This window comes from Bradyrhizobium vignae (assembly GCF_900324035.1).
In the GTDB taxonomy this organism is placed as follows: domain Bacteria; phylum Pseudomonadota; class Alphaproteobacteria; order Rhizobiales; family Xanthobacteraceae; genus Bradyrhizobium; species Bradyrhizobium vignae.
Genome location: NZ_LS398110.1, coordinates 4251392 through 4276243, shown reverse-complemented (window position 1 = coordinate 4276243; position 24852 = coordinate 4251392). Strand labels below are relative to the sequence as shown.

At 61.9% G+C, this 24852-nt stretch carries 38 protein-coding genes, 1 tRNA gene and 1 pseudogene; 24 read left to right on the top strand and 16 right to left on the bottom strand.

Going from position 1 to position 24852, the window contains the following annotated elements; all coding sequences use genetic code 11:
- Complete coding sequence (locus BRAD3257_RS40380; protein WP_122403350.1) at positions 1–168, top strand: hypothetical protein; 168 nt, start codon at positions 1–3, stop codon at positions 166–168.
- Between the two features lie 220 nt (positions 169–388).
- On the opposite strand, the gene BRAD3257_RS20785 is transcribed toward BRAD3257_RS40380, so the two are convergent.
- Both BRAD3257_RS20785 and BRAD3257_RS20780 read right to left on the bottom strand, forming a co-directional pair.
- The gene (locus BRAD3257_RS20785; RefSeq protein ID WP_122403349.1) at positions 389–1027 is read right to left on the bottom strand and encodes a glutathione S-transferase family protein; all 639 of its coding nucleotides are present in this window, start codon (positions 1025–1027) and stop codon (positions 389–391) included.
- 305 nt (positions 1028–1332) lie between these two features.
- Entirely contained in the window at positions 1333–1785 is a 453-nt protein-coding gene (locus BRAD3257_RS20780) for a VOC family protein (RefSeq protein WP_122403348.1), read from the bottom strand.
- A 470-nt stretch (positions 1786–2255) separates the two neighbouring features.
- Here BRAD3257_RS20780 and BRAD3257_RS20775 point away from each other — a divergent pair, with 470 nt between their 5' ends.
- Positions 2256–2663: a hypothetical protein gene (locus BRAD3257_RS20775; protein ID WP_122403347.1), complete on the top strand. Its 408-nt coding sequence runs from the start codon at positions 2256–2258 to the stop codon at positions 2661–2663.
- A 66-nt stretch (positions 2664–2729) separates the two neighbouring features.
- Here BRAD3257_RS20775 and BRAD3257_RS41770 read toward each other — a convergent pair whose 3' ends face one another.
- Positions 2730–2852 carry a hypothetical protein gene (locus BRAD3257_RS41770; RefSeq protein WP_283809888.1) on the bottom strand — a complete coding sequence of 41 codons (123 nt, stop codon included), beginning with the start codon at positions 2850–2852 and terminating at the stop codon, positions 2730–2732.
- A 346-nt stretch (positions 2853–3198) separates the two neighbouring features.
- Here BRAD3257_RS41770 and BRAD3257_RS20770 point away from each other — a divergent pair, with 346 nt between their 5' ends.
- The gene (locus tag BRAD3257_RS20770; protein WP_145987017.1) at positions 3199–3537 is read left to right on the top strand and encodes a hypothetical protein; all 339 of its coding nucleotides are present in this window, start codon (positions 3199–3201) and stop codon (positions 3535–3537) included.
- Between the two features lie 222 nt (positions 3538–3759).
- On the opposite strand, the gene BRAD3257_RS41090 is transcribed toward BRAD3257_RS20770, so the two are convergent.
- On the bottom strand, positions 3760–3960 hold the full coding sequence (locus tag BRAD3257_RS41090; protein ID WP_122403345.1) for a hypothetical protein: 201 nt from the start codon (positions 3958–3960) through the stop codon (positions 3760–3762).
- A gap of 324 nt (positions 3961–4284) precedes the next feature.
- Here BRAD3257_RS41090 and BRAD3257_RS20760 point away from each other — a divergent pair, with 324 nt between their 5' ends.
- The 4 genes from BRAD3257_RS20760 to BRAD3257_RS20745 all read left to right on the top strand — a co-directional run bounded on the left by BRAD3257_RS20760 (position 4285) and on the right by BRAD3257_RS20745 (position 5781).
- The gene (locus tag BRAD3257_RS20760) at positions 4285–4476 is read left to right on the top strand and encodes a CsbD family protein (RefSeq protein ID WP_122403344.1); all 192 of its coding nucleotides are present in this window, start codon (positions 4285–4287) and stop codon (positions 4474–4476) included.
- A gap of 279 nt (positions 4477–4755) precedes the next feature.
- The gene (locus tag BRAD3257_RS40085) at positions 4756–5019 is read left to right on the top strand and encodes a hypothetical protein (RefSeq protein WP_162500288.1); all 264 of its coding nucleotides are present in this window, start codon (positions 4756–4758) and stop codon (positions 5017–5019) included.
- Between the two features lie 298 nt (positions 5020–5317).
- Complete coding sequence (locus BRAD3257_RS20750; RefSeq protein ID WP_122403343.1) at positions 5318–5518, top strand: hypothetical protein; 201 nt, start codon at positions 5318–5320, stop codon at positions 5516–5518.
- A complete protein-coding gene (locus BRAD3257_RS20745) occupies positions 5518–5781 on the top strand; it encodes a hypothetical protein (protein WP_122403342.1) in 264 nt (87 codons plus the stop codon). Before BRAD3257_RS20750 ends, BRAD3257_RS20745 begins: the two co-directional genes overlap by 1 nt.
- A 399-nt stretch (positions 5782–6180) precedes the next feature.
- Here the strand turns inward: BRAD3257_RS20745 and BRAD3257_RS39745 are convergent, their stop codons facing one another.
- Both BRAD3257_RS39745 and BRAD3257_RS20735 read right to left on the bottom strand, forming a co-directional pair.
- Entirely contained in the window at positions 6181–6333 is a 153-nt protein-coding gene (locus tag BRAD3257_RS39745; protein WP_160118828.1) for a hypothetical protein, read from the bottom strand.
- A gap of 58 nt (positions 6334–6391) precedes the next feature.
- Positions 6392–6583, bottom strand: a complete 192-nt coding sequence (locus tag BRAD3257_RS20735; RefSeq protein ID WP_122403340.1) for a DUF3072 domain-containing protein — start codon at positions 6581–6583, stop codon at positions 6392–6394.
- Positions 6584–6674: 91 nt separating this feature from the next.
- Between BRAD3257_RS20735 and BRAD3257_RS20730 the strand changes: the two genes are divergently transcribed.
- On the top strand, positions 6675–6908 hold the full coding sequence (locus tag BRAD3257_RS20730) for a hypothetical protein (protein WP_122403339.1): 234 nt from the start codon (positions 6675–6677) through the stop codon (positions 6906–6908).
- A complete protein-coding gene (locus BRAD3257_RS20725; protein ID WP_122403338.1) occupies positions 6902–7129 on the top strand; it encodes a hypothetical protein in 228 nt (75 codons plus the stop codon). Before BRAD3257_RS20730 ends, BRAD3257_RS20725 begins: the two co-directional genes overlap by 7 nt.
- Before the next feature lie 675 nt (positions 7130–7804).
- Here the strand turns inward: BRAD3257_RS20725 and BRAD3257_RS20720 are convergent.
- Complete coding sequence (locus BRAD3257_RS20720) at positions 7805–8107, bottom strand: hypothetical protein (RefSeq protein ID WP_122403337.1); 303 nt, start codon at positions 8105–8107, stop codon at positions 7805–7807.
- 422 nt (positions 8108–8529) lie between these two features.
- On the opposite strand from BRAD3257_RS20720, the gene BRAD3257_RS20715 reads away from it, so the two are divergent.
- The 4 genes from BRAD3257_RS20715 (at position 8530) to BRAD3257_RS20705 (ending at position 10471) form a co-directional block, all read left to right on the top strand.
- Positions 8530–8826, top strand: coding sequence for an HU family DNA-binding protein (locus BRAD3257_RS20715; protein ID WP_008558895.1), 297 nt, complete (start codon positions 8530–8532; stop codon positions 8824–8826).
- A gap of 65 nt (positions 8827–8891) precedes the next feature.
- Complete coding sequence (locus tag BRAD3257_RS20710) at positions 8892–9149, top strand: hypothetical protein (RefSeq protein WP_122403336.1); 258 nt, start codon at positions 8892–8894, stop codon at positions 9147–9149.
- 368 nt (positions 9150–9517) lie between these two features.
- Complete coding sequence (locus BRAD3257_RS41765) at positions 9518–9652, top strand: hypothetical protein (RefSeq protein ID WP_283809887.1); 135 nt, start codon at positions 9518–9520, stop codon at positions 9650–9652.
- Between the two features lie 621 nt (positions 9653–10273).
- Positions 10274–10471, top strand: coding sequence for a hypothetical protein (locus BRAD3257_RS20705; RefSeq protein ID WP_122403335.1), 198 nt, complete (start codon positions 10274–10276; stop codon positions 10469–10471).
- Here BRAD3257_RS20705 and BRAD3257_RS41760 read toward each other — a convergent pair.
- Positions 10468–10593 (bottom strand): hypothetical protein, encoded by a 126-nt coding sequence (locus BRAD3257_RS41760; RefSeq protein ID WP_283809886.1) that lies wholly within the window; start codon positions 10591–10593, stop codon positions 10468–10470. The genes BRAD3257_RS20705 and BRAD3257_RS41760 overlap by 4 nt on opposite strands.
- A gap of 85 nt (positions 10594–10678) precedes the next feature.
- Positions 10679–10873 (bottom strand): hypothetical protein, encoded by a 195-nt coding sequence (locus tag BRAD3257_RS20700; RefSeq protein WP_244607656.1) that lies wholly within the window; start codon positions 10871–10873, stop codon positions 10679–10681.
- A gap of 312 nt (positions 10874–11185) precedes the next feature.
- Between BRAD3257_RS20700 and BRAD3257_RS20695 the strand changes: the two genes are divergently transcribed.
- Positions 11186–11470, top strand: a complete 285-nt coding sequence (locus tag BRAD3257_RS20695; RefSeq protein ID WP_122406684.1) for a hypothetical protein — start codon at positions 11186–11188, stop codon at positions 11468–11470.
- 79 nt (positions 11471–11549) lie between these two features.
- Here the strand turns inward: BRAD3257_RS20695 and BRAD3257_RS40375 are convergent, their stop codons facing one another.
- On the bottom strand, positions 11550–11714 hold the full coding sequence (locus BRAD3257_RS40375) for a hypothetical protein (RefSeq protein WP_164937196.1): 165 nt from the start codon (positions 11712–11714) through the stop codon (positions 11550–11552).
- Between the two features lie 252 nt (positions 11715–11966).
- On the opposite strand from BRAD3257_RS40375, the pseudogene BRAD3257_RS20690 reads away from it, so the two are divergent.
- Positions 11967–12727: pseudogene (locus BRAD3257_RS20690) on the top strand (SIR2 family NAD-dependent protein deacylase).
- A 197-nt stretch (positions 12728–12924) separates the two neighbouring features.
- Positions 12925–13587: a cold-shock protein gene (locus BRAD3257_RS20685; RefSeq protein ID WP_162500287.1), complete on the top strand. Its 663-nt coding sequence runs from the start codon at positions 12925–12927 to the stop codon at positions 13585–13587.
- Between the two features lie 36 nt (positions 13588–13623).
- Here the strand turns inward: BRAD3257_RS20685 and BRAD3257_RS20680 are convergent, their stop codons facing one another.
- Together BRAD3257_RS20680 and BRAD3257_RS20675 are read right to left on the bottom strand one after the other, a co-directional pair.
- The gene (locus BRAD3257_RS20680) at positions 13624–14973 is read right to left on the bottom strand and encodes an IS701 family transposase (protein ID WP_122400733.1); all 1350 of its coding nucleotides are present in this window, start codon (positions 14971–14973) and stop codon (positions 13624–13626) included.
- A 74-nt stretch (positions 14974–15047) separates the two neighbouring features.
- Positions 15048–15808, bottom strand: a protein-coding gene (locus BRAD3257_RS20675) for an IS5 family transposase (RefSeq protein ID WP_407120425.1) whose coding sequence is annotated in 2 segments (ribosomal slippage) — positions 15048–15472 and positions 15472–15808 — 762 coding nt in all. Because the reading frame shifts where the segments join, the coding sequence is not laid out codon by codon here.
- A gap of 190 nt (positions 15809–15998) precedes the next feature.
- Here BRAD3257_RS20675 and BRAD3257_RS20670 point away from each other — a divergent pair.
- Both BRAD3257_RS20670 and BRAD3257_RS20665 read left to right on the top strand, forming a co-directional pair.
- On the top strand, positions 15999–16484 hold the full coding sequence (locus BRAD3257_RS20670; protein ID WP_122403333.1) for a DUF192 domain-containing protein: 486 nt from the start codon (positions 15999–16001) through the stop codon (positions 16482–16484).
- A gap of 116 nt (positions 16485–16600) precedes the next feature.
- Positions 16601–16677, top strand: a tRNA-Pro gene (locus tag BRAD3257_RS20665).
- Positions 16678–16722: 45 nt separating this feature from the next.
- Here BRAD3257_RS20665 and BRAD3257_RS20660 read toward each other — a convergent pair.
- Positions 16723–16944, bottom strand: coding sequence for an RNA-binding protein (locus BRAD3257_RS20660; RefSeq protein ID WP_122403332.1), 222 nt, complete (start codon positions 16942–16944; stop codon positions 16723–16725).
- Between the two features lie 275 nt (positions 16945–17219).
- Entirely contained in the window at positions 17220–17453 is a 234-nt protein-coding gene (locus BRAD3257_RS39325; protein ID WP_129144829.1) for a hypothetical protein, read from the bottom strand.
- Between the two features lie 260 nt (positions 17454–17713).
- On the opposite strand from BRAD3257_RS39325, the gene BRAD3257_RS20655 reads away from it, so the two are divergent.
- Positions 17714–17908, top strand: coding sequence for a hypothetical protein (locus tag BRAD3257_RS20655; RefSeq protein ID WP_122403331.1), 195 nt, complete (start codon positions 17714–17716; stop codon positions 17906–17908).
- A 12-nt stretch (positions 17909–17920) separates the two neighbouring features.
- On the opposite strand, the gene BRAD3257_RS20650 is transcribed toward BRAD3257_RS20655, so the two are convergent.
- Positions 17921–19093 (bottom strand): OpgC domain-containing protein, encoded by a 1173-nt coding sequence (locus BRAD3257_RS20650; protein ID WP_122403330.1) that lies wholly within the window; start codon positions 19091–19093, stop codon positions 17921–17923.
- 255 nt (positions 19094–19348) lie between these two features.
- Here BRAD3257_RS20650 and BRAD3257_RS20645 point away from each other — a divergent pair, with 255 nt between their 5' ends.
- From BRAD3257_RS20645 to BRAD3257_RS20635, 3 genes are all read left to right on the top strand, one after another.
- Positions 19349–19654 carry an ETC complex I subunit gene (locus BRAD3257_RS20645; RefSeq protein WP_122403329.1) on the top strand — a complete coding sequence of 102 codons (306 nt, stop codon included), beginning with the start codon at positions 19349–19351 and terminating at the stop codon, positions 19652–19654.
- A 154-nt stretch (positions 19655–19808) separates the two neighbouring features.
- Positions 19809–20303, top strand: coding sequence for an Lrp/AsnC family transcriptional regulator (locus BRAD3257_RS20640; protein WP_122403328.1), 495 nt, complete (start codon positions 19809–19811; stop codon positions 20301–20303).
- A 154-nt stretch (positions 20304–20457) separates the two neighbouring features.
- Complete coding sequence (locus tag BRAD3257_RS20635; protein WP_244607655.1) at positions 20458–20820, top strand: DUF3551 domain-containing protein; 363 nt, start codon at positions 20458–20460, stop codon at positions 20818–20820.
- 88 nt (positions 20821–20908) lie between these two features.
- Here the strand turns inward: BRAD3257_RS20635 and BRAD3257_RS20630 are convergent, their stop codons facing one another.
- Entirely contained in the window at positions 20909–21937 is a 1029-nt protein-coding gene (locus BRAD3257_RS20630; RefSeq protein ID WP_122403326.1) for an AraC family transcriptional regulator, read from the bottom strand.
- 112 nt (positions 21938–22049) lie between these two features.
- On the opposite strand from BRAD3257_RS20630, the gene BRAD3257_RS20625 reads away from it, so the two are divergent.
- Both BRAD3257_RS20625 and BRAD3257_RS20620 read left to right on the top strand, forming a co-directional pair.
- Entirely contained in the window at positions 22050–23222 is a 1173-nt protein-coding gene (locus BRAD3257_RS20625) for an isovaleryl-CoA dehydrogenase (protein WP_162500286.1), read from the top strand.
- Positions 23223–23244: 22 nt separating this feature from the next.
- Entirely contained in the window at positions 23245–24849 is a 1605-nt protein-coding gene (locus tag BRAD3257_RS20620) for a carboxyl transferase domain-containing protein (protein ID WP_122403325.1), read from the top strand.
- Positions 24850–24852: the final 3 nt, after the last annotated feature.

Below are 24852 nucleotides of genomic sequence, written 5' to 3'. Positions count from 1 at the left end.
ATGCCTGCGGATCTGATACGGCTCGACATCATCGTCCCCGTGCTGATGTATTGCGCGCTTTTGCTGTGGGTCGGCCGCGGCCTCAGCTGGACCGCGCGCCTCGCCACCGCCGCGGTGACTCTGTTGCTGATCATCTGCGTGGTTGTGGTCGAGCGCGGCTGGCGCTAGGGGCCCCAAAACAAAAACCGCGAAAACAACCCCATGCACGGTAGCCAAGCCACGGCAAATGCTTATGGTTTTCAGAATTATGATTTTGCGAAATCGAGCTTGAGGCGTCGGGCAAAACAGGGGTATGATGCCATCGTCGAAAGATGCGGCCGATCGGTCGCGCGGCTTGCTCCGACGACGGTTCCTCGCGCGATCGTCGCAGCTTGCGCCGCGCCGGCGCTCACGACATCGGCGGTGCGACGAATTGCGCAAATCCGGGCCGTTTGCCGAGCTCGGCGAACCAGCGGGTGAGGTGCGGCTGCGCCGGCCGGCTGATGCCTTCGACGCCGAGCCAGCGCCGCGCATAGGACCCGATCGCGATGTCCGCCAGGGTGAACTGTTCGCCCTCGACGAAGCGGCGGGTGGCGAGCAGGCGGTCGGCGATGGCCCAGACCTCGGCCGCGGCATCGGCATCGCGCTGCACCTGGATCATGTCGCGCTCGGCGGGCGCCGTGCGCACGATGCCCCAGAACACCGGGCGGTCGACCGGCTGCACCGTCGACAGCGTCCAGTCGAGCCAGCGGTCGACCGAGGCGCGCTGCTTCGGCGCCTCCGGATAGATCGGCGTGCCGCGCCCATGCGCGAGGCAGAGATAGCGCATGATCGAATTGGACTCCCAAAGTATGAAGTCGCCCTCGACCAGCGTCGGGATCCGCGCATTGGGGTTCATCGCGAGATACTCGGCCTCGCGGGTCTTGCCGTATTGCATGCCGGCATCGATCCGCTCGTAAGCAAGGCCAAGCTCGGTGAGGCACCACAGCACCTTCTGCACGTTGACCGAATTGGCGCGGCCCCAAATCGTCAGCTTGGTGTCAGGCATGAAGCGTCTCCCGCGGCATTGTTCGGTGTCGAAATCCACGTTGCTACGGGTGATAGCGGAACTCGGCGCTCGGAGCGATGCGCGATTGCGGCGCGTCCCTCATGCAAAAAGCTCCGTACGCGACGGAGCTTTCATTGCAAAGTTCGATCTGACGCTCAGCGGCCGAAGAACAGCCACAAGAGAATGATCACCGGGATCGGCACGCCAAGCAGCCACAGCAACAGCCCTCTCGCCATCGCATCCTCCTCCAATCGCATCACTGGAGGGTGAACGCCCGCCGCGAACGCTTGTTCCGGCGCGCAAGCTTACCAGTGGCCGGTGTTGGGCATCGATGCCCACGGCTCCTGCGGCGCCTTCGGCTCGCCCTTCTGCAGCAGCTCGATCGAATGCAGGTCCGGCGACCGGACGAAAGCCATGTTGCCGTCGCGCGGGGGACGGTTGATGGTGACGCCGGCCTTCATCAGCTTCTCGCAGGTGGCGTAGATGTCGTCGACCTCATAGGCGAGATGGCCAAAGAAGCGATCCTCGCCGTACGTCTCCTCGTCCCAATTGTAGGTGAGCTCGACCAGCGGCGCCCCACGCGTCGGCGGCTGCTGCTTCAGCGCCTCCAGATCGTCCGCCGAGCACAGGAACACCAGCGTGAACCGCCCCTTCTCGTTCTCGATCCGCCGCACCTCCTTCAAGCCCAGCGCATCCTGGTAGAACTTCAGCGCGACATCGAGATTGCGCACGCGCAGCATGGTGTGGAGGTATCGCATGGTTATTGCTCCCTTGGATTGACGGAGGGTTTTGCTTTGGGCCGGGACGGCGGGAGGAGAGATAGCAGGAAAGTAGGGGGAGCGGCAGGGGCAGAAAGGCCTCGCAAAAATGATTGTCTGCCAATGTACCTCGAAGCTGATGGGCAAAGCCGCTACTACTAACGGCGAATTCTTTCGTTTCGCCCCGCACGCATACCTTTCCACTTATTGCATCTACATGGCCGGAGTTTTTGAACGGAAGCACGACACTATCGACTCGATAGCGCGGTGAACCAGCGCAGCATTCGCCGCGACGAATGCCCGGAAACGAGATTCATTCGCCGTGACTTGGTTCAAACGATACATCGTGGGCTGCTCTGATCGCGGTGCAGGGCAGGGCGGGATGAGCCTCCGGCGCCGAGATCGTTGACGCCCATGAACGGAGAGCGGCGCAATTCGGACGCGGAGTCTCGAGAGTCCCGCGAGGTCGTATGAGACGGTTTCTTGTTTTCGTCCTGATATTCCCGCTGATACTGACGCTGATTCTGAGCGCACTCTCTTTCTACGAGGACACCTCGGTTGCCGACATGCAGGTCATGCCGGGCATGATCTGGAGAGGATATCTGATCGGCATCGTTCCGGCGCTTGTAACTGCGCTCGTGGACTGGTTGCTCAGGCGGCACCATCTCTCCCGCATTCTTCCGACAGCGCTGTCCGGGTACGCGCTTGCGGCTGGCGCGGGGCTCCTGATGCGCGATGTCAGCGTGTTTGAGGCCTTGCGGTTCGGCTTTATCGGCGCAGTTCCGGCTGCAATGTGCTCGGTGTTCTCGGGCAAGCAGAGGCTGGATGACGTCGCGGGCAATTACGCCGACAGTGCACTCAACTCAAACTGCAATTAGGCGAGTTTCCAACACTGTCACCGTAATTCGGAGATCGATGACGTGATCGCAACGACAGTCGCCGGTCTACAGCTGGCGGCCGAGCGCCAGCCGCGGGCCGAGTGGCGCAATCGCGAGCTGGCGGCCGAGCGCTTTCAGGCGTCCACGGAAACCTGCTGAAATGAGGAGACCGCCGAGGCGGCCTCTCACTGGCACCTCATACCTGTGCATGTCTCACTGTTATTTACCCCACAAGGATACGTCACCTGCTGGCACCGCGACGATTGTTGCGGTGCGGGCTTGGGTGAGTCGGGAATCTTGGGGGCGTTCCGGACGCCGAGGGTTTGGGTGTGGCTGATTGGGCGACATCTCGTCTGACCTGCAAAGGTTCATCTGAAACCAGGTGATCGATGGGGATACTGTCAGGTCGAGAGGTAACGTGTATCGCCTTCAACATGGTGGCCGGGGGAGCGGTGTGGCCGGGGGAGCGGTAGCTCGTACGGAACTATCGGACGTGCAACTCATTGAGCCGGTTGTTCATGTCAAGGACCGCCCTGTGAACCACATCGCCATTATCTTGATCTTACTCGTTGGCGGCTCTTCGCTCGCCTTGGCGCAGAGTGCGGGTGAATCGAGCAGTGGCGGAACTGCGGCCACCAGTTCCACAGGTTATGCGGGCGGCACCCTATCGACTGGGCATGCCATAAGCGGCACTGCTGGCTCCTCCGGTCCCAACGTCGGCAATGCGCTCAGCCATGCATCGACTGGCGGCGACGTGGATGCTTCCTCGGTTACTCAGGCTCCAACCTCGCACGATAACGCGGTAGATACGCCCGCCGCCCATCGCGCCATAGACAACTTGGGCAACACCGATGTCGGCATTCTCAAGAAGTAAGACCATGCCGCAATTGCCGCGGCTGGAGCTGAAGCCCGAAAACCGTTGCCTCGTGCCCTTTCAGCAGCTTCGCCGAATACGCGCCTGAGCGAGGCCGGATTGGCACAGTTGGTCGCGCGACGATGACCTAACCTCCCAAAGCCAGTTCGCCTGCGGTTACGCGGAATAGCTGGACAATAACAGTAGAGTTGCGCACTGGAGAAGCCGCCGTCCTGCTCGAAGCTAGATCATCCGCTCCTTGGTGACCCGCAAGCTGCGAACATAATAGCCCTGTCGCTGAACGGCTGACTTGATTTCATCGCTGACTTTGACAACTCTTATTCTGCTCTTGCGCCACTTACTCCGAGAGCAAACGACGGGTATTGCAGAGCCGTTGCTCAGAACAAGCAAGTCCCGCTTGCCATTGCGATAGACATCAAACACTTTTCGCCCCCGCTGATCGGATCGAAGTAAACACGAAATATGTTTCAGTCATTCTGATCGCGCAGCTTACTACCTCGAATGGCTGTGCGGGTTGTAAATGTGCAACGCTCCGCGACTTCTGCATCACCGACCACGCAACGAAGCGACGGTAATGCGTTCAACTTCGTTGCCGCCAAGCCGGGCGGGCTGGTTCCTGGTAAATGGCGTCGAAGTGCGAAAACACGTCTTATTTGGCTGCTTAGCCGAGTTGTTCGTCAATGGCGGTACGAGGAACCCTGATCCTTTTCCTGCGTTTAGGCGTCATCCAGATCGAAGGAGCGCGTTATGGATCGCGAGCATGTGAAAGGTGTCGCCGATAAGGCCAAGGGCACCATTAAGGAAGGCGCCGGCAAGCTGAGCGGCGACAAGGACCTTCAAACGGAAGGCAAGGCGGACAAGGCGAAAGGCGCTGTGCACAAGGCCGCAGGTGACGTTAAGGATGCGGCGAGAGACGCAGCGGACGCCATGAAGAAGTGAGTTCCGCTCACTATCTAGGTTTTAGCACTCGCCGCTCCTTCCGGGCGGCGTTTTTGTTTGTGCTTCCGGAAGGAAAGCCCGCGGGCCATGCAGCGGCCATGAGAACCTGAGCACATCATCCACCAACTGGCCGTTGCGGCACCTTCGCCTCATTCCAGGCTTTGTTCTCTGGAGGGGGCTTTCGGAACTCTTGCAGTCCGCACGAGTTACAGAGCCGCCGACAGGATGGAGCTCTCTTGATCGCGTCGGTCGGCAGCATTTGAACAGAGAGAGGCGACAATGAAGGCACCACTTCTTGCTGGCGCATTAATCATCGGATGCACCGCCCCAGCACTGGCCGATGAGTACTATGTCGTGCAAGGTCCGAGCCGCCAATGCACGGTTACCACCACACGCCCGGCGGACAAGGAGGTCGTAACACAGATCGGTCCGATGGCTTTCAAGAGCCGCGTGGAAGCCGAAGATCGCATCAAGCAGACCAAAGTCTGCGAGGAAGGGACAGTCGGTAGTAGCAGCGGCACGACCGTCATCAAAGAGAAGTAATCGACAGCTCGTTCCCGATCGAGTCTGGCGTCGAAAAAGTCGCGCCCATTTGCTGTCGGCGCGACTTTTTATGTTTTCCAGACCACCAACTGACCCCAGATCTCGAGGACCGCGGTGATCTTCGCGGTTATCGATTTCGGGGCTGTGTCGCCGTATCCGACAGTCGCCACGCCTTCGGACGCCATCCGACTGCCGGCTCGCCCAATTCCCGCTTTACGCCGCATCCCGAAGTTTGCCGGCCGACATGGTCAAACGGCCGGCAGTTGAACCCCGCCAGCGATGGGGTCGACTAAACGCCATGGCCGCATTCTTCGCAGATCTCCTGTTCGATCTCGTCAGATGCCTCGTCGGTAGCTGGCTGAGGCAGGCTGCGGTCGCCGTTTGCGCCTGGCTCGATACGAAGATTCACGGCCGCGCTGCACGCTTTGTCGTGGGCGTCCTGCTCGGGATCGCCGCCTATTTCTTCATCCCTGTTGTCGCCGGGCTGTTGGGTCTCTGATGCCCTCCATGAAGACGAACCTCGTCATCGCACTGGCCGTCGGGGCGCTCATTTCGGCGCTGCTCCTCGCCATCGAGCCGCTGACCGACTTCGCTTATCTTTCGCTGGAGTGGCCTGGCATCACCGCCGCATATTTCTTCTGGGGAGCGATCGGCGGACCCACCTTCCTCGGCATTGCCATGTCGTGGCTCGTGAATGCGCTCATCTACGGTCTGGGTGCTTTCGTCATTCTCAACGTTATTAAGGTGCTGAGGGAAGCATGAAGCGGTGGCTTCAAAGGTTAGGCAAGGTTGCGAGGGTTGCAGCGATTGGCGGCACCGTCGCCTGGCTTGTGCCTTTGACGAGCTCTCCTCAAGCGCCCGATGCAGCGCATCCCGAGCGTTACGCGCACCGGCACGAGGTCAGGTATGTGAGCGAGGGGATGGAATTGACTCTCCGAATTCTGCTCGGCTCGTCCTTCACCCTGGCCATGCTGGCGTTTGGATGCCACTTCGCGACCAGGGACATGCAAGACGACGCTAGCTAGGCAGGCGTGTCGCCGAAGAGGACTAAGCTGCTTCGTTGTTGCAATTCAGCCCGGCGCGAACCACGCCAGACCGCGAATATCGGGATGTCAGGATGAGACTGATCGGCGTCAGCGCCTGTTGACCGTGTCCAGTCCCTCACGCCGTCTTCTCGCCACCCTTCGCGACGATCTCGACCTCGAAATAGCCCATGTCGCGCAGCTCGGCGGCCTTCTTCTCGGCCGCTTCCCTGGTATCCCGTTTCAAAATAATCTGCCCGGCACCGTCGCGGGCGCAAACGAAATAAGGCATTTTCGATTCCCAATTTCGTTTGCATACACACGGACTCGGGTCCCTGCAATCATGCGGGTCACTCGTCCAGCCCGGCCTCTTGCCGCATCTTGTCGATCAGCTCCGAGGCCTTGGCCTTGGTCAGCTCGCGCTCGGGCGGCTTTACGTGCGCCTGCTCGGCGAGGGTCTTGAGATAGGATTCCTGGGCTCCCGTCATCGGGTCGCCTCCGGAAACCCAGTCCTTCGGTTCCTTCCGGGTGTTGTCCGCCATCGCAAATCTCCGCTTTTCCGTAGAACGTCGGACTGGACTTGTCGTTCCGTTTTTGTTCTCATTGGGCCATATTCAAATCGTGAGGCTGAACATGCCGGACCTGGATTTTGTCAGGCGGGAGATCGAACGGATGCGCATCCAAATCGGCAGGCAGAGGAAGGAGATCCTCCAGCTGCAGCGGGCGGGCATCGGGACGGCTTCGGCCGAAGCGCTGCTGTCGCGGATGGAGGCGAAGGTCGAAAGTCTCTGCGGCCAGCGGGACGCGCTGAAGGATGCGGAACCGCATCACAACAAGGGCAGGGTGCTCGGCGGGAGGACATGGTGAGCAGGCGATGGTTCGATGACGAGAGAGACCTGTCGCCCTTCCTGACCGCGCTCGAAGACGTTCGCCGACGGGCGACGCGGGAAGGGTGGTGCTATGCCCACGTCCAGGCCATCATCGTGGCCATCGACCAGTATGCCGAAGCCGCGACGGGCAACCGCGAATATTTCCTGAACAAGCCGGTTTCGATCGGCGACAGGCGGAAGGCCGCGGACATTCCGTGAGGGCCATGCCCTCGTATCGTTGCTCGTGCATCGGATCGAAGCCCGAGGCGCGTACGTCGCTGCGCCGATCAGCGGGCCGAGGCCGAGGAGGAGGGCGCCGACCTCGCCCGACCGGGCGAAGCGGCCTTCTTCGGCGAAGCTGCCCGTCGGGCTTTGCCGGACTTCGGACGAGCTTCGGGCGCGATCCCGTTCTGCTCATCGAATTGCTTCAACCAGGCTTGGATGTATCGCGGGTCGTCGGGACAAAGCTGTTCAAGTAAACGAAGGTTCTTCGCTCTGAATTCCACAAGGGTTTTCGGCATAATGCCTCCTCAAACCCCGCCCCCTCGAGAGGGTGCGTCGGCAGGGGAACCGGGTCAACGGCAAAGAGAGGCTTGAAATTCCGGGCGAACTGATGCAGCGCGCAAAAGCGAAAACCCCGCCCTTGAGGAGGCGGGGTTCTCTATCGGGGTGAACTACCCGCGCTGCTTCGCTGACGGCAGATGCGCGGTTCACCTCTGCCGTCGGGCGAAATGAACCACGCGCCGCTTTGCTGCGGAGCGGCGTGGCCGACAAGCAAGCGCTGCAGAAGACTAAAGCGCGATGAGATTTGGATGAATCGTCATCGCGCTTTATAGCTTGTTGTTTACGCATGATCTTTCCGGAAAACCGCTTCGCACTTTTCCGGATCATGCTTTAGGCCGCAATCCGCTGATCGACAGGGGCCGTCAGGAACTTGAGCGCTCTTGCATGTGCAAGATCGGGAACCGCGATCGCCGTGTGGCTGTACATCGCATGCGTCCGCGATTTCGCGATCCTGTCCAGGATCTCGCTGCCCTTGATGACGTGGAGGCCCATGCCCTCCTCGGTGGGGAAGATCGCCAGCACGACATCGTAAGCCGCGATGACGGCTCTGAGCGCTTCGGCCTTGTCTTCGGCGACGTCGACGAAAATACGAACATCAGCTGCGAGTTCACGCAGCTCGTCAAAATCCAGCACTGTGGGGATACTCCAACGCAACGAACATGATGGGAGCTTGGCCGCGTTAGGTTACTGAAGCGTCAACAATGCCTGCGGAGCCACAGGTTTCACGCGGAGGTGACACGGCGGGTGGGATCAACTGGACTCTCGAACAGCGAAAGCCCCGCCTGGGGACAGCGGGGCTCTCTGGTGGGGTGAAGTTCAGCGACTTCAAACATAAGACGCGTCAACCGCTGAATGGTTCAAAAAGAAGGTGGGCGTGTCCGGCGGCATCATTCACAGGGCCGGGCGTCCCCGAGAACCGTGCTTGCGTTTTCGGCCTCGATGGGTTCTAAGCCCGATCACTTCATGACTTCTGGCATGAATCAGCAGCGTGCCCCCGCGGTTCGGCCGCGTCCCCAGCAGGAATTGCGCGCGCCCCCATTCAGAGGAATTCAGACATGGCGAAGATGACGAAGACCCAATTGATCGATGCAATTGCCGAGGGCACGCAGCTTTCGAAGAACGACGTGAAGTCGGTGATCGAGTACATGGCGACCGTCGGCTACAAGGAGCTCAACGAGTCCGGCGAGTTCGTCATTCCCGGCTTCGTGAAGATGTCGGTGGTGAACAAGCCGGCGACCGAAGCCCGCATGGGCATCAATCCCTTCACCAAGGAGCCGATGCAGTTTGCGGCGAAGCCCGCGAGCAAATCGGTCAAGGCCTCGCCCTTGAAGGTGGCGAAGGACGCGGTCTGAGCCGCCGACGATGTCATCGCGCCGGACTTCTTGCGACGGCGCAATGATCAAGGGCTGAAGAAGAGGTGGTGCTCGGCGATGGCGATGCCGAACACCGCCACGACGATCAGGACAAGTCACGGCGCGCGCCGCTCGCTCCGTCCGGGCGCGCCCTGCGGCTTTCCGCAAGCCGGGCAGAGCGAAAGACCGACCGGGATTTCGTTCTCGCAGAACTCGCAGATCATCAGCGGCTCGATGGCGTATCTCGCGGCGCAAGCTTCAGTCGCGCCGAACGAGCTTCAATCGCGCCGAACGGCTGCGTCGCGCGGTTGCCGGCCCGCTGATTTCGGACCGTCAATGCAGAAGGCGAGACCTCGTTCCGGTCGCCGCAATCCGCCCTTACCAAATCATCGCAAGAAAAAACCCCGCGCTTTCGCGCGAGGCTCTTCTCACCGACGGCGTTGGGATTTCAGCGCCTGGCCGTCAGCATGGGCGTAACTTAAAGTTGAAATGCCAAAAAGCAACAGCGCCGAAACGACGGAGTATGTTCGTCAGGCGGCGCTGCCGTGTGACTGGGCGCTGAAATCCCCAGCTTCCATAGGTCCCTGCCGCGCCGAAAAGGTTCAGCACGAAAACTCTCCCGAGGACTGGACTTTTTGTTCTCTATTTGTTCTAATGTGGACAGCCTTGGTGGACCATTGGGAGGGTGCTCATGACCGTCGAAAAGCAGCGCGAAGTGATCAGGCTGTGGAACGAGCTCAGGAAGCTCGAGGGGCCCGCCGCAGAAGAGCTCCGCATCCAGATCCTCGAATGCTTCTCGAAAGACAAGTCGAATCGGGCGGCTTGATCCATCGGCAACGACACGCGGCAATGCGCAGGCGCGGGCTCGTTCTGAGGGGGCGCGCTTGCTTGTCGCCGTAGCGTTTGCCTGCGACGGGCCCTGCCGTCCAAGACAGCCGCGCTTTCATCAATCATTAGGAACTGCTCCACGCTGATTTTTGCGACTCCGATTCGTTCTTCGAGAACGAAATGGAGTCGGATGCAGAACAAGTCGCGCCAGGTCGGGACGATGCGACCGCGCGTATTGGAACGAGATGGCGTGATGCTGGCGCAGTCCCCGCCGCTGTTTTGTCCGCAAGCAATGTGGTGAAGGAGGAGCCGCATGGAAGTGTGCCGGCCTGATCGAGGTCGCAAGAGGATTCGTTAAGAACTGCTCCGCGCCGTTTTCTGTGATTCCGATTCGTTCTTCGGGAACGAAATGGAGTCGAAGCTGGAACAAAGCTGGCCGGTCGTTCACCGCTCCTTGCGGCAGAGGTGCGCCTCTGGTCTGCCTAACGATAACTTGCACCGATGCCGATAACCCTATTCGGTTAGGTTAAAAGCCCAATCGCGTTGCGCTTGGCGCGGGTTGGGGTAGGTGTCGGGCAAAGACAAGCAAGAAACGACTTTGCCAAGAAGCAATTTTGCCATGATTCCTTTTTCGGAGCCGTCCTTTTTTCAAGGCGACCGGCACACCTACCGGCGCGTCGCCGTCGTCGGCACGCTGTTCTGTCTTACCTTCGTGGTGATCAGCTTCTCGCTGCGGCCGCAGGCGGAGGACACGCGCGTTGCGATCAAGGCCGACCGGCTGGTGCGCACGGCAGGCCAGACGGCGCGCGCTAATTAGCCATCATCGCCGTAGCTGCGATCGTCGGCCGGCGCTTGCGGGCTGGCGGCGCCGCGCGAGGCGAGCGCCACGAAGCCGGCATAGCCGACCAGATTGAGCAAAACCTCAAGCCACGCGGGCATCTCGGGGTCTCTTTCCACTTTCCGCTCAGCGCAAGGGAACTCAACGTCTGCGCGCAATCCTGGTTCCTTGCTCTCGCAAAGAAACTCAGACGGGAGAGGAGGGATCGAGCCGGCGGCCGAGGGTCGCGACGGATTCGCTCGAGGGCTGCTGCTTCAGGAACTCGGCGATGGCCTGCGCCAGCTCGCGGTCGCTCATCGGCGTCGGCGGCGGGCGCAGCGTGCCGACACCGAAGCTGCGGACGATCTCGTCGTAATGCTCATCGTCGGATCTGGGAACCAATTTGCGAATACGGGCCAGCAAAGCGGATAAGGGCAAACCTTCCTCCTCGATCGTCCACCCCGCTGGCAGCAATGGTGGTCTGCTGCCATTTGCTCCCGTGAGACTGAAAACCCCGCCAGCATCGCGGAGATGCTGACGGGGTTACGTGCTGATGCCTCTACCCGGATGGCCAAGGCTCACACCTGACGGATCAATCTGCATTCGGCGATTTCGTTCCCGGTGCATCGAGATTTTTCCACCGTGTCGTTTCTGCCGGTCGCGCAACCATGGCAGGTGCCCGGGGTTATCCCGCGAGACGCGAAGGAGGACATCATGAAGAAAACACTGGCAGTTCTGGCCACCATCGCGGCCGTCGGCGTGACCGCCGTCGCGGCGCCTGCACCGGCTGAGGCGCGTGGCCGCGGCATCGGCCCGGGCCTCGCGTTCGGCCTTGCCGCCGGCGCGATCACCGCGGGCGCGATCGCCGCCTCCCACCCTTATGGCTATTACGGTCCCGGCTACGCCTACTATGACGGCCCGAGCTATTACTACGGACCTGGCCCCTACGCCTATTATGGCGGACCGTACTACCGCCACCACCACTGGCGGCATTGGTAGTCCCCAATAGCGAAAAGCCCGGAGCGATGCTCCGGGCTTTTTTCATTCGTACGCCTTCGCGCCTGCTTGCGCGATGATGCTAGGGCCAGAGCGATGGCCGCTCGACCTTGCGGGCGTTCTCCAGTGTCGACACGAAATATTCTTCGCGCTCGCGCTTGAACTTTTCCTGCGTGGCACGGAAGGCGGCGACACGGGCGGCGATCTCGTCGCGCTCACGAACCTTGCGTTCTTCGTCTTCGGTCATGTCAAATCCCCTCTACACCCGAGTATGTGCACATCCGAACTCAAGCGCTGCCGCCGCAATCACGTTGAGTCGCGTCAACACATCCATTGGCGCTCCTGAATGGGGCGTCAATGGGGAGGAGGCATTGCAGGATTGTGATAAGCGTAGGCCGGGAAAAATTGCGGAGCGCATTGCGTTCGCGCTTGATAAGAGAGTCAACGATCTTGCCGCTTGCGCATGTTGCTGTCAGGCAAAACGAGTCGGGAGGCGCGATTGATCGCATCGGATCTTCAGAGCGGCATCGAGCGCCTCGGTGGCATGATCGCCGAGGCCAGAACCATCGTGCCGTTCACCGGCGCCGGCATCTCGACCGAGTGCGGCATTCCCGACTTCCGTTCGCCGGGTGGAATTTGGACGCGTAACCGTCCGATCCCATTCGACGAGTTCGTTGCGAGCCAAGAGGCGCGGGACGAATCCTGGCGCCGGCGCTTCGCGATGGAGGAGGTCTTCGCGGCGGCGAAGCCCGGCCGCGGCCATCGCGCGCTGGCCTCGCTCTACCGCGCCGGCAAGATTCCTGCCGTCATCACCCAGAACATCGACAATCTGCACCAGGCCTCGGGCTTTGCGCCCGAACACGTGATTGAACTTCACGGAAATACCACTTATGCGCGCTGCATCGGATGCGGGCAGGCCTATCAGCTCGATTGGGTGAAGCGCCGTTTCGACGACGATGGCGCGGCGCCCAACTGCACCACGTGGACGAGCCGGTGAAGACCGCCACGATCTCCTTCGGCCAGATGATGCCGGATGACGAGATGCAGCGAGCAACCGCGCTGTCGCAAGCCTGCGATCTCTTCATCGCGATCGGTTCCTCGCTCGTGGTCTGGCCGGCCGCGGGCTTTCCGATGATGGCCAGGCGCGCAGGTGCACGTCTCGTGATCATCAATCGCGAGCCGACGGATCAGGATGACATCGCCGACCTCGTCATCCACCACGACATCGGCGAGACTCTCGGGCCCTTTGTCGGCAATTGAGGCATCAGTTTGATTCGCGGCTGTGCAAGCTGTTCATAGGTTCCGGCGAATCTCTTTTTTGTCTATGCGCCGCAACCGGGAGTGTTATCTTTTGAGTCGAAGATTCGCGTCGCGTCGAACCGAGAACAATCTCTCAAGACGCGTGATTCGAGCGCCGCCGATGTGGCGGGTAGCATGGCAGTGTGGGGTCCGGGGTTATGGGGTCGTCGGACGGATTTGAGTCCAAGAAGCTTGGAGTTCCCGGACAGGGCACTTCGCCCGGGCGATTGACGCCGGGCGAACACGGCGGTGCCGGCCGCGAGGGCGCGCTCAGTCCATTCAGCGGGCTTGGTGAGACCGGCGCCAACCTCGTCGAGGTCCGTGGCGTCATCAAATGGTTCGACGCCTCCAAGGGCTATGGCTTCATCGTTCCCGACAATGGCTGGCCGGACGTCCTCCTGCACGTCACCGTGCTTAGGCGCGACGGCTTCCAGACGGCTTATGAAGGCGCCCGTGTCGTCGTCGAATGCATCCAGCGCGCGAAGGGTTACCAAGCCTTCCGCGTCGTCTCGATGGACGAGTCGACCGCGATCCATCCGGCGCAAATGCTGCCGCCGCGCACCCATGTCACGGTGACCCCGACCAGCGGGCTGGAACGGGCCCAGGTCAAATGGTTCAACCGGCTGCGCGGCTTCGGCTTCCTGACCTGCGGCGAGGGCACGCCCGACATCTTCGTGCACATGGAGACGCTGCGCCGCTTCGGCATGACCGAGCTCAGGCCGGGCCAGTATGTCCTGGTGCGCTTCGGGCCCGGCTCCAAGGGCATGATGGCGGCCGAGATCCACCCGGAAACCGGATCGCCGGGATTGCAGTCGCACTAGCACTACTTTGGCAGATTGTGTTTTCGCCGCTGTTTTTCACGGATTTGCCTTCGGCAATATGGGCAATGCTGAGACGGCGGCCGAAGGATGAGATCGACGATGGCGTGACGTACGGCTGGCATGGTTGGCTGAGGCGGAGGCCCGTAGATTCTTTTTTTTCCGCCCCGCGTGTGCGAGGCGACGATGTTGCAGGAAGGCGTAGGCAATCATTGTCATCAGGGCGTGGCGATGAAGACCTTGCCATGATCGCCCTTCGAAGTGATCAAGTCCAAGTTCCTCCTTCAACTGCTGATGCGCCTGCTCACAAATCCACCGTGCCTTGATGGTGGCGGCCAGCGTGCGCAGATCCGTCGCCGCCGGAAGATTGGCCAGATAGTATTTCTTCTCCCCGGACGCACGTTGCTCGCCAATGAGCCAGGCTTCGTCGCCTGGGAGATGCTGCTGACCTTTATCCCATATCCGCTGCGGAGGGCCGTCGGCGGTCCGGACACGGACCGCAGCAAATTGGGCTTTAAGCCGACCTTTCGTCCCGCTACGCCAACTCACGGTTTTCCATTTGGCGCCGGCCAGCATTTGCTCGGCCGCAATTGATAAGATATCGGGCACGTGGTGCTTTCGTGGTTTGCCGCGGGCTTTGGTAATCGGCCAAATGAGCTTCACATCGACCGGATACACTTTCAGGTGCCGCGGGATTCCGACAGCCCAGACCAGCCCGCGCTCTGTTAGCCCTTGTCGAAACGGTGCGCTGAGGCCGTATCCTGCATCCGCCAGCACATATCCAAAGCGCACGTTGGCTGCTATCGCGCGGTCAATCTCGGCCAAAGCAATCTCCGGCTTGGACCGTGGCGTTCGATGTTCGACTGGCACGCGAGCGCGCTTCAAACGAGATTCGTCGCTTGTCCAACTGTCAGGCAGAAAGAGACGTAACGCGACCATCACGGGTACTTCGCCGCGCGCAAGCGTCAAAGACACCAGTGTTTGGCAATTTGCCGTTTTACCGAGAGCCGAGGCGTATTGAGCCGCAACACCGACCGAGCGCTCACCCTTCTTGGGAAGTGAGGTGTCATCAATAACCAGCACCGCATCCCTGCCGCCGACAAGTCGGTCCGCCTGGTTGAGCAACTCTGTCTCCAGCGGCGTCGCGTCCCAGACACCGTCCGCAATGAAATGGTGCAACTGGTCGTAGGTGCTGGTGGCAAGGCGTTCCGCCATCGGCTGAACGCTCTTACGATCGCCGGGACCGATCAATCCCGCAACATACAGAGGACACATCCGCTGCCGGGTCTTATGACCCAGTCGGTCCAAGAACGGCATCAGCCAGCGTTCGAGTTCGTCTTCCCATCCCGGCATGGTCAGCCCTCCAAGAGCCGACCACCCATGAATCATTGAAAAATTGATTCGGGAATCCTATAAAACGCGCCAAAATCAACAATCTGCCAAAGTAGTGCTAGGGTCCGGACTCAATTGATCCACCAAGTAACGGCGGCGACCAAGAGGATGGCCGAGAGGAAGTTGTCGGCTCGCTTGTCGTAGCGGGTCGCAATCCGCCTGAAGTCCTTGAGGCGGCAAAACATGCGTTCGATGAGATTGCGTCCTTTGTAGGCCTTCACGTCGTACCGGTGCGGATGCTTGCGAGTTGGGTTGGGCGGAATTACTGCCTTTGTTCCGCGCTCGGCCAACCACTCACGCAGGCTATTGGCGTCATAGGCCCTGTCAGCAAGCAATCGTCGAGCAGGAGAGACGGCAGGCAGCAGATCGCGCGCCGCCGTGAGGTCATGGCAGTTGCCAGGCGTGATCACGAAGGCGATCGGACGTCCATAATCCTCGGTCAGCGCGTGGATTTTGGTGGTGCGTCCGCCTCGCGAGCGGCCGACCGCCTGCTGGAAGTCCCCCCTTTTGCGCCCGCCGCCGAGCGGTGGGCTTTGATGTGGGTCGCGTCGATGGACATTGTCCCGACCCGGCCGGTTGAGCCAGTCAAGGCGTAGAAAATATTGCCCCACACGCCTTGGCGGCTCCAGCGATTGAAGCGGTTATAGATGGTCGTGTAGGGGCCGTAATCTGCCGGGCAGTCTCGCCAGCGTGCGCCCGATCGCAGCATGTGGAGGATCCCGCTGATCACGCGTCGGTCATCCACGCGATGGGCGCCGCGCCGCCCACGTGGCAACAGCGGTTCAATCCGCTTCCACTCCGCCTCACTCAGCCAATATAGCTTTTGCCCCATCAAGCCCCCCTTCGACTCGGAGGTCTTGAATCACAACTCCGCCTCAGCGGGAATCCCTATTGAGTACAGACCCTAAAGGCTCCAGTTCCCGCAATCGTGAGCAGAGGCGTGCCGGCTGGCCGGCGCGCCTCTTTCCTTTCCGGCGGTCGCCGCGTAAGGACTGGCCAAGTCCCACGCCTTGAGAGCTCCCATGAACTTTGATCGAAAGGCCGTCTGGTCCGTTGCGAAGGGCTGGCTTGGCGCCATCCTCGTCATCACCGGCTTGGCCGTCGCGAGCGCACCTGTCGGCGCCGCCAGCTTCCAGCCGCTCGAGATCGTCACCAAGAACGGCGTGCAGGTGTTCTCGGTGGAAATGGCAACGACCGAGGAGGAGAAGCAGACCGGCCTGATGTATCGCAAGGAATTGGCCGACGGCAAAGGCATGCTGTTCGACTTCAATCCCGAGCAGGAAGTGTCGATGTGGATGAAGAACACCTACGTCTCGCTCGACATGATCTTCATCCGCGCCGACGGCCGCATCCTGCGCATCGCCGAGAACACCGAGCCGTTGTCGACGAAAATCATCTCGTCCCGGGGGCCCGCCCGGGCGGTGCTGGAGGTGGTGGCGGGAACGGCGCAAAAGTACGGCATCCGCCCTGGTGATCGCGTCGGCCACCCTCTGTTCGGCAGCAAATAAGGCGGGCAGGCCCCGGGCGCTTGCCGGCCTTGCGGGCGGCTTTGGAAGCTTGCTGGCGCCTTGGGAAGCTTGCTGGCGCCTTGGGAAGCGTGTATCGACAGGGCTTGCCGGACATTCGGGGTATAGCGCAGCCTGGTAGCGCGGCAGTTTTGGGTACTGCAGGTCGTTGGTTCGAATCCAGCTGCCCCGACCAGTCCCTAGGTTGAGCGCCACGTCCGTTCCTCGGAGGCGCACATCCTCAAGACAGCATCCAACCGACGATGCGCCAGGCGATCCAGGCGAGAGCGCAGATCCACCCCAGCATCACCAATCCGGCCACGCCTATCCCGCAGATGGCGAACAGGGAGCTTCCAGCCTCCGGCGTGTCGGTCACATTCTCCTGGATCTCGATCTGACCCACCGCCTCGCTCCCACTTGTGGGTTGCTGGTGATGGATCTCTGCTGGTTCGCGAAAATTCACGGCCGCGCTCCGGCTCGAGTGGATTTGGGCATGCGGGAAAAAGTGGCAACTCGTATCTCGGGGATAGGTTGCGAGGTGAGGGCCAGAAAGGCGCCCGCCCGGGATTTTTCACGTCCTGCCGTCCGCTTCGCGCGGCATCAGCAAAGCCGCATCGAACCTTTGCGCGTCGCCATAGACATATCTGCATTGGGGATTTCAGCGCCCAATGTCTAAACGGACGCCGCCAAGCGATGATATTCCGCTTGCGCGGCGTTGCGCTTTTCCGGCCGCGCTGGTCAGCTCGACGCGTGCCAGCCGGGCGGAAACGGGACGAAGGACCAGACCGCCTGGTTGTCGTTGGCGGCTTGCGGCGGCTCCTGTGACGGCGTTCTCACGATCGGCGCGGGCGCCATTCGCAACGCGAGGCGCAGGCGTGCACATTGCAATTTCATTGTCGTTGTTCCCCGCAAATCAACTTTTTTTGCAAACGTCCGATTGCTGGCAAAGCCCGACGTCAGCTCGAAAATCACCGTGCGCTGAAATAGCGCGCTCGTTCTCAAATCACGTATATTCTAGAAAAGCCGGCGCCGGCTTTCAACCGATCGCGCCGATCCATCCCAAGAAGTAAGGTTGATCGGTTAGGTTAAAGGCGAGCGGCTGTTGCGGCCGCTTGGGTGGCTGTTATCAGCTCGGACCCGGCTCGCGATGGGCCGCCCTTCTGTGCGACCACAGATCATGGTTCGTCGCAGCGCGCGTATCAGTTGAGTTCTGCGCCAGCGAGTTCTGTCCCATGTCTTTTGATCTTGACCTCAAGACCGTCGGCCCGCAGTCGAGCTGGACGGAGATCTGGCACCTCTGGACCGTGATCGTGCCGCGCCGCTCCATCAATGGGCAGTTCGTTGTCGGCAAGGTCTGGCGCCGCCACGACGGCCGCGAATGGATCTACAAGAAATTCACGGAGTTCGACGGCGAAGAGGCGGCGTAGGGGCCGCCTCTCTCAGGCCGCCTTCGCCTCTGCGGCCGGCTTGGCCGGTGGCGGCTTCAGCGGCTTGTCCTGCTTCTTCGACCACGAGATGTAATAGGCCACCGTCGTCATGATCGCGATCCCGGCGATGCTGACGAAAATCTGCGCGAGCAGCGAGCCCGAACTCATCGACAGCTCGAAATGGCCGACGAAGGACAGGAACACGCCGACGCAGAACACGGCGAGCGACTGCTGGCCGCACACGATCAAGGGGTCGAACACCCTCCACTCCAGTCCCGGCCACTCCTTCGGCACGAAGCGGATCACCAGGATCACGATCACCACGAAATGGAGGAAGCGGTACGGTGCAAGATTGGTCTTGTCGTTGGGGTTGAAGGCCGCGAACAGCCATTCCGGGAGCATGCCGCCAAGAGCGGGGAAGCGGCCGGCCATGGTCATGACCAGCGCGAACAAGAGATAGCCGAGGCAGGCCCACAGGGTGATTGGCGAATTGATCAGCGCCATCGAGCGCCGGGCCCCGCCCATCGCGCACCAGGCGCCGAACACGAACAGCACCTGCCAGCAATAGGGGTTGAAGTACCACTGGCCGGCCGGATAGGCGTTCAGATTCCAGCCGAAGTGGCGCGCGGCGAGCCACAGCACGATCGACAGCGCCATCGTCAGGTCGGGCTTGCGCAGCATGAACCACAGCACCGGCGGAAACAGGCCCATCAGCACGATGTAGAGCGGCAGCACGTCGAGATTGAGCGGCTTGAAGCGCAGGAACAGGCCCTGGCGCAGCGTCTCGGTGGCATTGTCGACGAGGCCGGCGACGTTGAACTCGTTGATCATCTCGGAATCGCCGAAGCGCAGCGCGAGATAGCTGATCGAGGCGATGTAGATCACGAACAGGATGATGTGGGCGACATAAAGCTGCCAGACCCGCTTGGTCAGCCGCGTGGCGCCGACGACGAAGCCGCGCTCCAGCATCATCCGCGCGTAGACGAAGGAGGCGGTATAGCCGGAGATGAAGACGAACAGATCGGCCGCGTCGGAAAAGCCGTAGTTGCGGGTCGTGATCCAGTTCACGACATTGTCGGGGATATGGTCGAGAAAGATCGCCCAGTTCGCGACACCGCGAAACAGGTCGAGCCTGAGATCACGGCCCTTTTCAGGGAGCGTGGCGTTGATGTTCAGGAAGGCCATGCGACGGGAGCTTTCGAAGGGGACGGATACGCTGGTGTCGGCGAGGCGGTGCCGCCGGGCGGGATGCCGGCGCCGGAGGCGGGTACGCAATTGTCACGGTGCAGCATAATGACTATACCGTTGGTGAGGGTGCCGGGGAGCCGGAATCACCGATCAGTTCCCGATCGGTGTCTCTATACTATCCCCGAGATTTCCACCAACTGCCACCGTGACGCATCGAAATCGAACGAAAAGACGAAGAGGCCCGGACCAGCCATGACCGCACGCATTTTCAAGCCCGCCAAGAACGCGATGCAATCCGGCCGGTCGAAGACGAAGGAATGGCAGCTCGACTATGAGCCGGAGCAGCCGCGCTCGGTCGAGCCGCTGATGGGTTGGACCTCGTCGAGCGACATGAAGCAGCAGATCACGCTGCGCTTCCACTCCAAGGAACAGGCTATCGCCTATTGCGAGCGCAAGGGCATCGCCTACCAGGTGGTCGAGCCGCAGGAGTCGATCCGCCGGCCGGTTGCCTATGCCGACAATTTCTCGTTCCGTCGCGGCGAGCCCTGGACGCATTGAGGGGCGGGCGGCCGCCGGCGGGACAAGCCCGGCTTGATGGCGGAGAGGCATTCCGCCCGTACGTGACAACGTCACATCGGTGGCCAGCACCCCTTGGCATCAATTCCGCTGCGTGCTTCGCTGGGGCCATGACGAGCTCATGGCGAGGCGGGGTATGGCGGGGCGTGACCAGCTCGACGGCGTCGATCTGAAGATACTATCCGAACTGCAGCAGGACGGGCGGGTGCGCAACAACGAGCTGGCACTGCGGGTCGGCGTGTCGGCGCCGAACTGCCTGCGGCGGCTGAAATCGCTGTTCAGCCGGGGCGTCATCCGGGCGGTGCGCGCCGTCATCGACGAGCGGTTGCTCGGCTATGAGGTGGTGTCGTTCGTCTCGATCCAGCTCGGCAGTCAGGCCCAGCCGGTGCTGGAGACGTTCGAGAGCTCGATCGCCGCGATCCCGCGCATCCAGCAGTGCTGGCGGATTTCGGGCGACACCGACTATCTCTTGAAATGCGTCGCGCCCAGCGTCGAGAGCATGCGCCAGCAGCTCCTGCATTTCGCCGCGATGCCGAACGTGAAGAACGTCCGCAGCTTCCCCGTGCTGGGCGTCGCGAAGGATGTGCCGCTGCCGTTGCAGGAAGTCGCGGTGGCGGCGCCGGCGGGATAGGGATCTCGAGACATCCGTACGGACCGCTCGGCATTTCACGCAATCCGAATTATTGTGCATGAGTTAGTCACCTAACTGTGACATGTGATTTGCGAAGCCCTGCAATGCGCTGAGCCGTGATTGTCGGGTCCCTGGGCCGGCCTAGATCCAAGGCGTGAACCTCCGCGTGCCTGGCATGCCGAGGACTTTTTTGTGGGACCCTGAAGCAGGAAAAGACACCATGACATCGATTTCGAGGGCGTTCGTCGCATCGGCCGCGACGCTGTTTGCATCTGCGTTTCTCATGATGACCGCCCCCGCAGCACAGGCCGAAGAATACTGCATCACCAACGGTGCTCAGGCGGCGCATGGCTGCGGCTATCCGACGATGGAAGCATGCCGGGCAGCGGCCGGCGGCATCGGCGGCATCTGCTCGCAGAGCGGCGCCTCCAAGACCTCGAACGACGCGTTCGCCTTGCAGCCGAAGCAGACTCAGTCGCGCAAGCTTCGGTCGGGTGGGCAGACCAATTCGAACTGACGCCTGAAATCTTGTCGAGCCCTGAAATGTCGCGGCCTCCGAGGCATCGCGGGGGCCGCAACTTTTTGACGTCGCGCGCCTGCGCGCCTCACCGATACCGGCCGCGAAATTCGCGCGGGCTTGTGCCGGTCCAGCTCCGGAAGGCGCGCGAAAAACTCTTCTCGTTGCGGAAGCCGGCGATCTCCGCGATGCGCTTGATCGGGGTGCGGCCGCGCATCAGCTCCTGTTTTGCCAGTTCGAATTTTGCTTCTTCCTTGAGGTCGCGCAGCGAGGTGGACTCCTCGCGCAGGCGGCGATGCATGGTGCGGGTGGAGAGCGCGAGCTCGCTCGCCACGTCCTCGGCGCCGAGGATCCGTCCACGCGCATTGCGCAGCACGCGGCGGACACGCTCGACCAGCAGCCGGTCCCGCCGGTAGGGCAGCACGGTCAGCCTGAGCGCGCCCTCGAGCATGTTGTCGAGATCGGTGGCGCTGCGCGTGAGCGGCAGCGATAGATAGTGCTTGTCGAAGACGATGCGGGCATGGGCCGCGTCGAAGCGGACGTTCCTGCAAAAGATGGTCGGATAGACCGAGACGTGGCCGGGCTCGGGGTAGGGGAATTCAGCCGCGCGGAGCGCGATCTGGGAGTCGACGGCCCAACACGAGAAGCCGAGCACGTAGCGGAAAAGGGTGACCAGGCAGAACTCGCGCAACGGCCCGAGGTCGCGCAGCTCACGGATCGAAACGATTGCGGTCTCTTCGCCAACCTCGAGATCGAGCAGCACGTCATCGGTGACCAGGCGGTGATGCCTGCACCAGCGCTTCAGCGCGACCTCCAGCGTCGGCGCGGTGATGGAGGCGCGGCACAGCATGCCATAGGTGCCCCAGGGCAGCCGGCGGGAAAACCAGCCGAGCGCCTCGTCGTCGAGCTCGCGCATGGCGTGGCCTGCCAGCGCCTCGAACTGGGCCGCGGTGACCCTCCCATCCGGAGAATTAAGAAGGTCCGGCGGGACTTGACCCCGGCTCAGCGCCTCCGCGGGATCGCGGCCGTATCGTTCATAGGCGGCGACCACGCCGCGGACGAAGGCGGCGGGAGTCACGGCGCGGCGCGGGACCGCGGTGGCGGCTTGAAACGGCATCGGAATTCCCTCAGGAAAATCCTCGCCAAGTTTGGCGGAAAATGCAACCTTTTCGACTGCAAGAGGGCCCGGACCGGGCTAGGTTCGGACCCCAAAACACGGAGGAATCGCCTTGAACATTCCGAGCATCGATTTCGATCTAGGCGAAGACATCAGCCTGCTGCGCGACACGGTTCGCTCCTTCGTGGAGGCGGAGATCACCCCGCGCGCCACGGAGATCGAGAAAGCCAACCTGTTCCCAGCAGACCTCTGGAAGCGCCTTGGCGACCTTGGCCTGCTCGGCATGACCGCGCCGGAGCAATATGGCGGGTCCAACATGGGCTACCTCGCCCATATTGTCGCCATGGAGGAGATTTCGCGCGGCTCGGCTGCCGTGGGGCTGTCCTACGGCGCCCATTCCAATCTCTGCGTCAACCAGATCCGTCGCAATGGCAACGACGCGCAGCGGCAGCGCTATCTGCCCAAGCTGATTTCCGGCGAGTATGTCGGCGCGCTCGCGATGTCCGAGCCCGGTGCCGGCTCCGACGTCGTCTCGATGAAGCTGCGCGCCGACAAGCGCGGCGACCGCTACGTGCTCAACGGCTCGAAGATGTGGATCACCAATGGCGGCGACGCCGACGTACTCGTCGTCTATGCGAAGACCGATCCGGAGGCGGGCCCGCGCGGCATGACGGCCTTCCTGATCGAGAAGGGCTTTAAAGGCTTCACCCACGGTCAACATCTCGACAAGCTCGGCATGCGCGGCTCCAACACCTATCCTCTGTTCTTCGACGAATGCGAGGTGCCAGAGGAGAACGTGCTCGGCAAGGTGGGCGAGGGCGTCAAGGTGCTGATGTCCGGCCTCGACTATGAGCGCGCGGTGCTCTCGGGCGGCCCGCTCGGGATCATGGCGGCCTGCATGGATGCCGTCGTGCCCTACATGCACGAGCGCAAGCAGTTCGGCCAGCCGATCGGCGACTTCCAGCTGATGCAGGGCAAGCTCGCCGACATGTATTCGACCTGGCAAGCCACACGCGCCTATGTTTATGCGGTGGGGCGCGCCTGCGACCGCGCCGATCACGCGCGCACCCTGCGCAAGGATGCGGCGGCCGCGATCCTCTATTCGGCGGAGAAGGCGACGTGGATGGCGGGCGAGGCGATCCAGGCGCTCGGCGGGGTCGGCTACACCAGCGAATTCCCCGTGGGGCGTCTCTGGCGCGACGCGAAACTCTACGAGATCGGCGCCGGTACGTCCGAGGTGCGCCGCATGCTGATCGGCCGCGAGCTGATGGCCGAGACGGCTTAACGTTCACCTCATTGGAATCATCATGCCGCTCCATTCCAGCATCGATCCGTCTTCGTCAGACTTTGCACGTAACGCAGAGGCCATGCGCGCGCTCGTCGCGGATTTGCGCGAGAAGCTGAGCCAGGTCGCCGGCGGCGGTGGTGAGGCCTCGCGCAACCGCCACACCGCGCGGGGCAAGATGCTGGCGCGCCAGCGCGTCGATCTCTTGGTCGATCCCGGCACCTCGTTCCTGGAGCTGTCGCCGCTCGCGGCCTACGGCCTCTATGGCGGCGACGTGCATTCGGCGAGCGTCATCACGGGGGTCGGGCGCATTTCAGGGCGCGAATGCGTGATCGTCGCCAACGATGCCACCATCAAGGGCGGCACCTATTATCCGATGACGGTGAAGAAGCATCTGCGCGCCCAGGATATCGCGCGACAGAACAATCTTCCCTGCGTCTACATGGTCGATTCCGGCGGCGCCTTCCTGCCGCTCCAGGACGAGATCTTCCCGGACGAGCGGCATTTCGGCCGCATCTTCTACAACCAGGCGCAGATGTCCTCGCAGGGCATTCCGCAGATCGCGATCGTCATGGGCTCCTGCACTGCCGGCGGCGCCTATGTTCCCGCGATGTCGGACGAGAGCATCATCGTGCGCAATCAGGGCACCATCTTCCTCGGCGGCCCGCCGCTGGTGAAGGCCGCGACCGGCGAGGTCGTCAGCGCGGAGGAGCTCGGTGGCGCAGACGTGCATTCGCGGCAATCGGGCGTGACCGATCATTACGCTCAGAACGATGCCCATGCGATCGGCATCGCCCGGTGCATCGTCGGCACGCTCAAGCCTTCCGCGCGGCCGAACCTCAACATGCACCCGCCGCGTGAGCCGCTGTTTGCCGCTGAAGAGATTTATGGCGTGGTGCCCGTGGACGGCAGAAAGCCATTCGACGTGCGCGACATCATCGCCCGCATCGTCGACGGCTCCGAGTTCGACGAGTTCAAGAAACTCTACGGCACGACGCTGGTGTGCGGCTTCGCCCATATCTGGGGGTTTCCTGTCGGCATCATCGCCAACAACGGCATCCTGTTCAGCGAGAGCTCGCTGAAGGGCGCGCATTTCATCGAGCTGTGCTGCCAGCGCGGCATTCCGCTGGTGTTCCTGCAGAACATCACGGGCTTCATGGTCGGCAAGAAATACGAGGCTGGCGGCATCGCACGTGACGGCGCCAAGCTGGTCACGGCAGTTGCGACCGCCTCGGTGCCGAAATTCACCGTCGTGATCGGCGGCTCCTACGGCGCCGGCAATTACGGCATGTGCGGCCGCGCCTACTCGCCGCGCTTCCTCTGGATGTGGCCGAATGCGCGCATCTCGGTGATGGGCGGCGAGCAGGCCTCGATGGTGCTGAGCCAGGTGCGGCGCGACAACATCGAGGCCAAGGGCGATAGCTGGTCCAGGGAAGAGGAAGATAAATTCCGCGAGCCCATCCGCGCGCAATATGAGAGCCAGGGGCACCCGTATTACGCGACCGCGCGTCTGTGGGACGACGGCATCATCGACCCGGCCGACACGCGCCTCGTGCTCGGGCTCGGCCTCTCGGCGTCGTCGAATGCGCCGATCGAGCCGACGAAATTCGGCCTGTTCAGGATGTGATGT

Excerpts from the sequence above, each read along its gene's own strand:
- BRAD3257_RS40380 (WP_122403350.1), top strand. The coding sequence starts at position 1 with ATGCCTGCGGATCTGATACGGCTCGACATCATCGTCCCCGTGCTGATG.
- BRAD3257_RS20785 (WP_122403349.1), bottom strand. The coding sequence starts at position 1,027 with ATGCCTGACACCAAGCTGACGATTTGGGGCCGCGCCAATTCGGTCAAC.
- BRAD3257_RS20780 (WP_122403348.1), bottom strand. The coding sequence starts at position 1,785 with ATGCGATACCTCCACACCATGCTGCGCGTGCGCAATCTCGATGTCGCG.
- BRAD3257_RS20775 (WP_122403347.1), top strand. The coding sequence starts at position 2,256 with ATGAGACGGTTTCTTGTTTTCGTCCTGATATTCCCGCTGATACTGACG.
- BRAD3257_RS20760 (WP_122403344.1), top strand. The coding sequence starts at position 4,285 with ATGGATCGCGAGCATGTGAAAGGTGTCGCCGATAAGGCCAAGGGCACC.
- BRAD3257_RS40085 (WP_162500288.1), top strand. The coding sequence starts at position 4,756 with ATGAAGGCACCACTTCTTGCTGGCGCATTAATCATCGGATGCACCGCC.
- BRAD3257_RS20750 (WP_122403343.1), top strand. The coding sequence starts at position 5,318 with ATGGCCGCATTCTTCGCAGATCTCCTGTTCGATCTCGTCAGATGCCTC.
- BRAD3257_RS20745 (WP_122403342.1), top strand. The coding sequence starts at position 5,518 with ATGCCCTCCATGAAGACGAACCTCGTCATCGCACTGGCCGTCGGGGCG.
- BRAD3257_RS39745 (WP_160118828.1), bottom strand. The coding sequence starts at position 6,333 with ATGCCTTATTTCGTTTGCGCCCGCGACGGTGCCGGGCAGATTATTTTG.
- BRAD3257_RS20735 (WP_122403340.1), bottom strand. The coding sequence starts at position 6,583 with ATGGCGGACAACACCCGGAAGGAACCGAAGGACTGGGTTTCCGGAGGC.
- BRAD3257_RS20730 (WP_122403339.1), top strand. The coding sequence starts at position 6,675 with ATGCCGGACCTGGATTTTGTCAGGCGGGAGATCGAACGGATGCGCATC.
- BRAD3257_RS20725 (WP_122403338.1), top strand. The coding sequence starts at position 6,902 with ATGGTGAGCAGGCGATGGTTCGATGACGAGAGAGACCTGTCGCCCTTC.
- BRAD3257_RS20715 (WP_008558895.1), top strand. The coding sequence starts at position 8,530 with ATGGCGAAGATGACGAAGACCCAATTGATCGATGCAATTGCCGAGGGC.
- BRAD3257_RS41765 (WP_283809887.1), top strand. The coding sequence starts at position 9,518 with ATGACCGTCGAAAAGCAGCGCGAAGTGATCAGGCTGTGGAACGAGCTC.
- BRAD3257_RS20705 (WP_122403335.1), top strand. The coding sequence starts at position 10,274 with ATGATTCCTTTTTCGGAGCCGTCCTTTTTTCAAGGCGACCGGCACACC.
- BRAD3257_RS41760 (WP_283809886.1), bottom strand. The coding sequence starts at position 10,593 with ATGCCCGCGTGGCTTGAGGTTTTGCTCAATCTGGTCGGCTATGCCGGC.
- BRAD3257_RS20695 (WP_122406684.1), top strand. The coding sequence starts at position 11,186 with ATGAAGAAAACACTGGCAGTTCTGGCCACCATCGCGGCCGTCGGCGTG.
- BRAD3257_RS40375 (WP_164937196.1), bottom strand. The coding sequence starts at position 11,714 with ATGACCGAAGACGAAGAACGCAAGGTTCGTGAGCGCGACGAGATCGCC.
- BRAD3257_RS20685 (WP_162500287.1), top strand. The coding sequence starts at position 12,925 with ATGGGGTCGTCGGACGGATTTGAGTCCAAGAAGCTTGGAGTTCCCGGA.
- BRAD3257_RS20680 (WP_122400733.1), bottom strand. The coding sequence starts at position 14,973 with ATGATTCATGGGTGGTCGGCTCTTGGAGGGCTGACCATGCCGGGATGG.
- BRAD3257_RS20670 (WP_122403333.1), top strand. The coding sequence starts at position 15,999 with ATGAACTTTGATCGAAAGGCCGTCTGGTCCGTTGCGAAGGGCTGGCTT.
- BRAD3257_RS20655 (WP_122403331.1), top strand. The coding sequence starts at position 17,714 with ATGTCTTTTGATCTTGACCTCAAGACCGTCGGCCCGCAGTCGAGCTGG.
- BRAD3257_RS20650 (WP_122403330.1), bottom strand. The coding sequence starts at position 19,093 with ATGGCCTTCCTGAACATCAACGCCACGCTCCCTGAAAAGGGCCGTGAT.
- BRAD3257_RS20645 (WP_122403329.1), top strand. The coding sequence starts at position 19,349 with ATGACCGCACGCATTTTCAAGCCCGCCAAGAACGCGATGCAATCCGGC.
- BRAD3257_RS20640 (WP_122403328.1), top strand. The coding sequence starts at position 19,809 with ATGGCGGGGCGTGACCAGCTCGACGGCGTCGATCTGAAGATACTATCC.
- BRAD3257_RS20630 (WP_122403326.1), bottom strand. The coding sequence starts at position 21,937 with ATGCCGTTTCAAGCCGCCACCGCGGTCCCGCGCCGCGCCGTGACTCCC.
- BRAD3257_RS20620 (WP_122403325.1), top strand. The coding sequence starts at position 23,245 with ATGCCGCTCCATTCCAGCATCGATCCGTCTTCGTCAGACTTTGCACGT.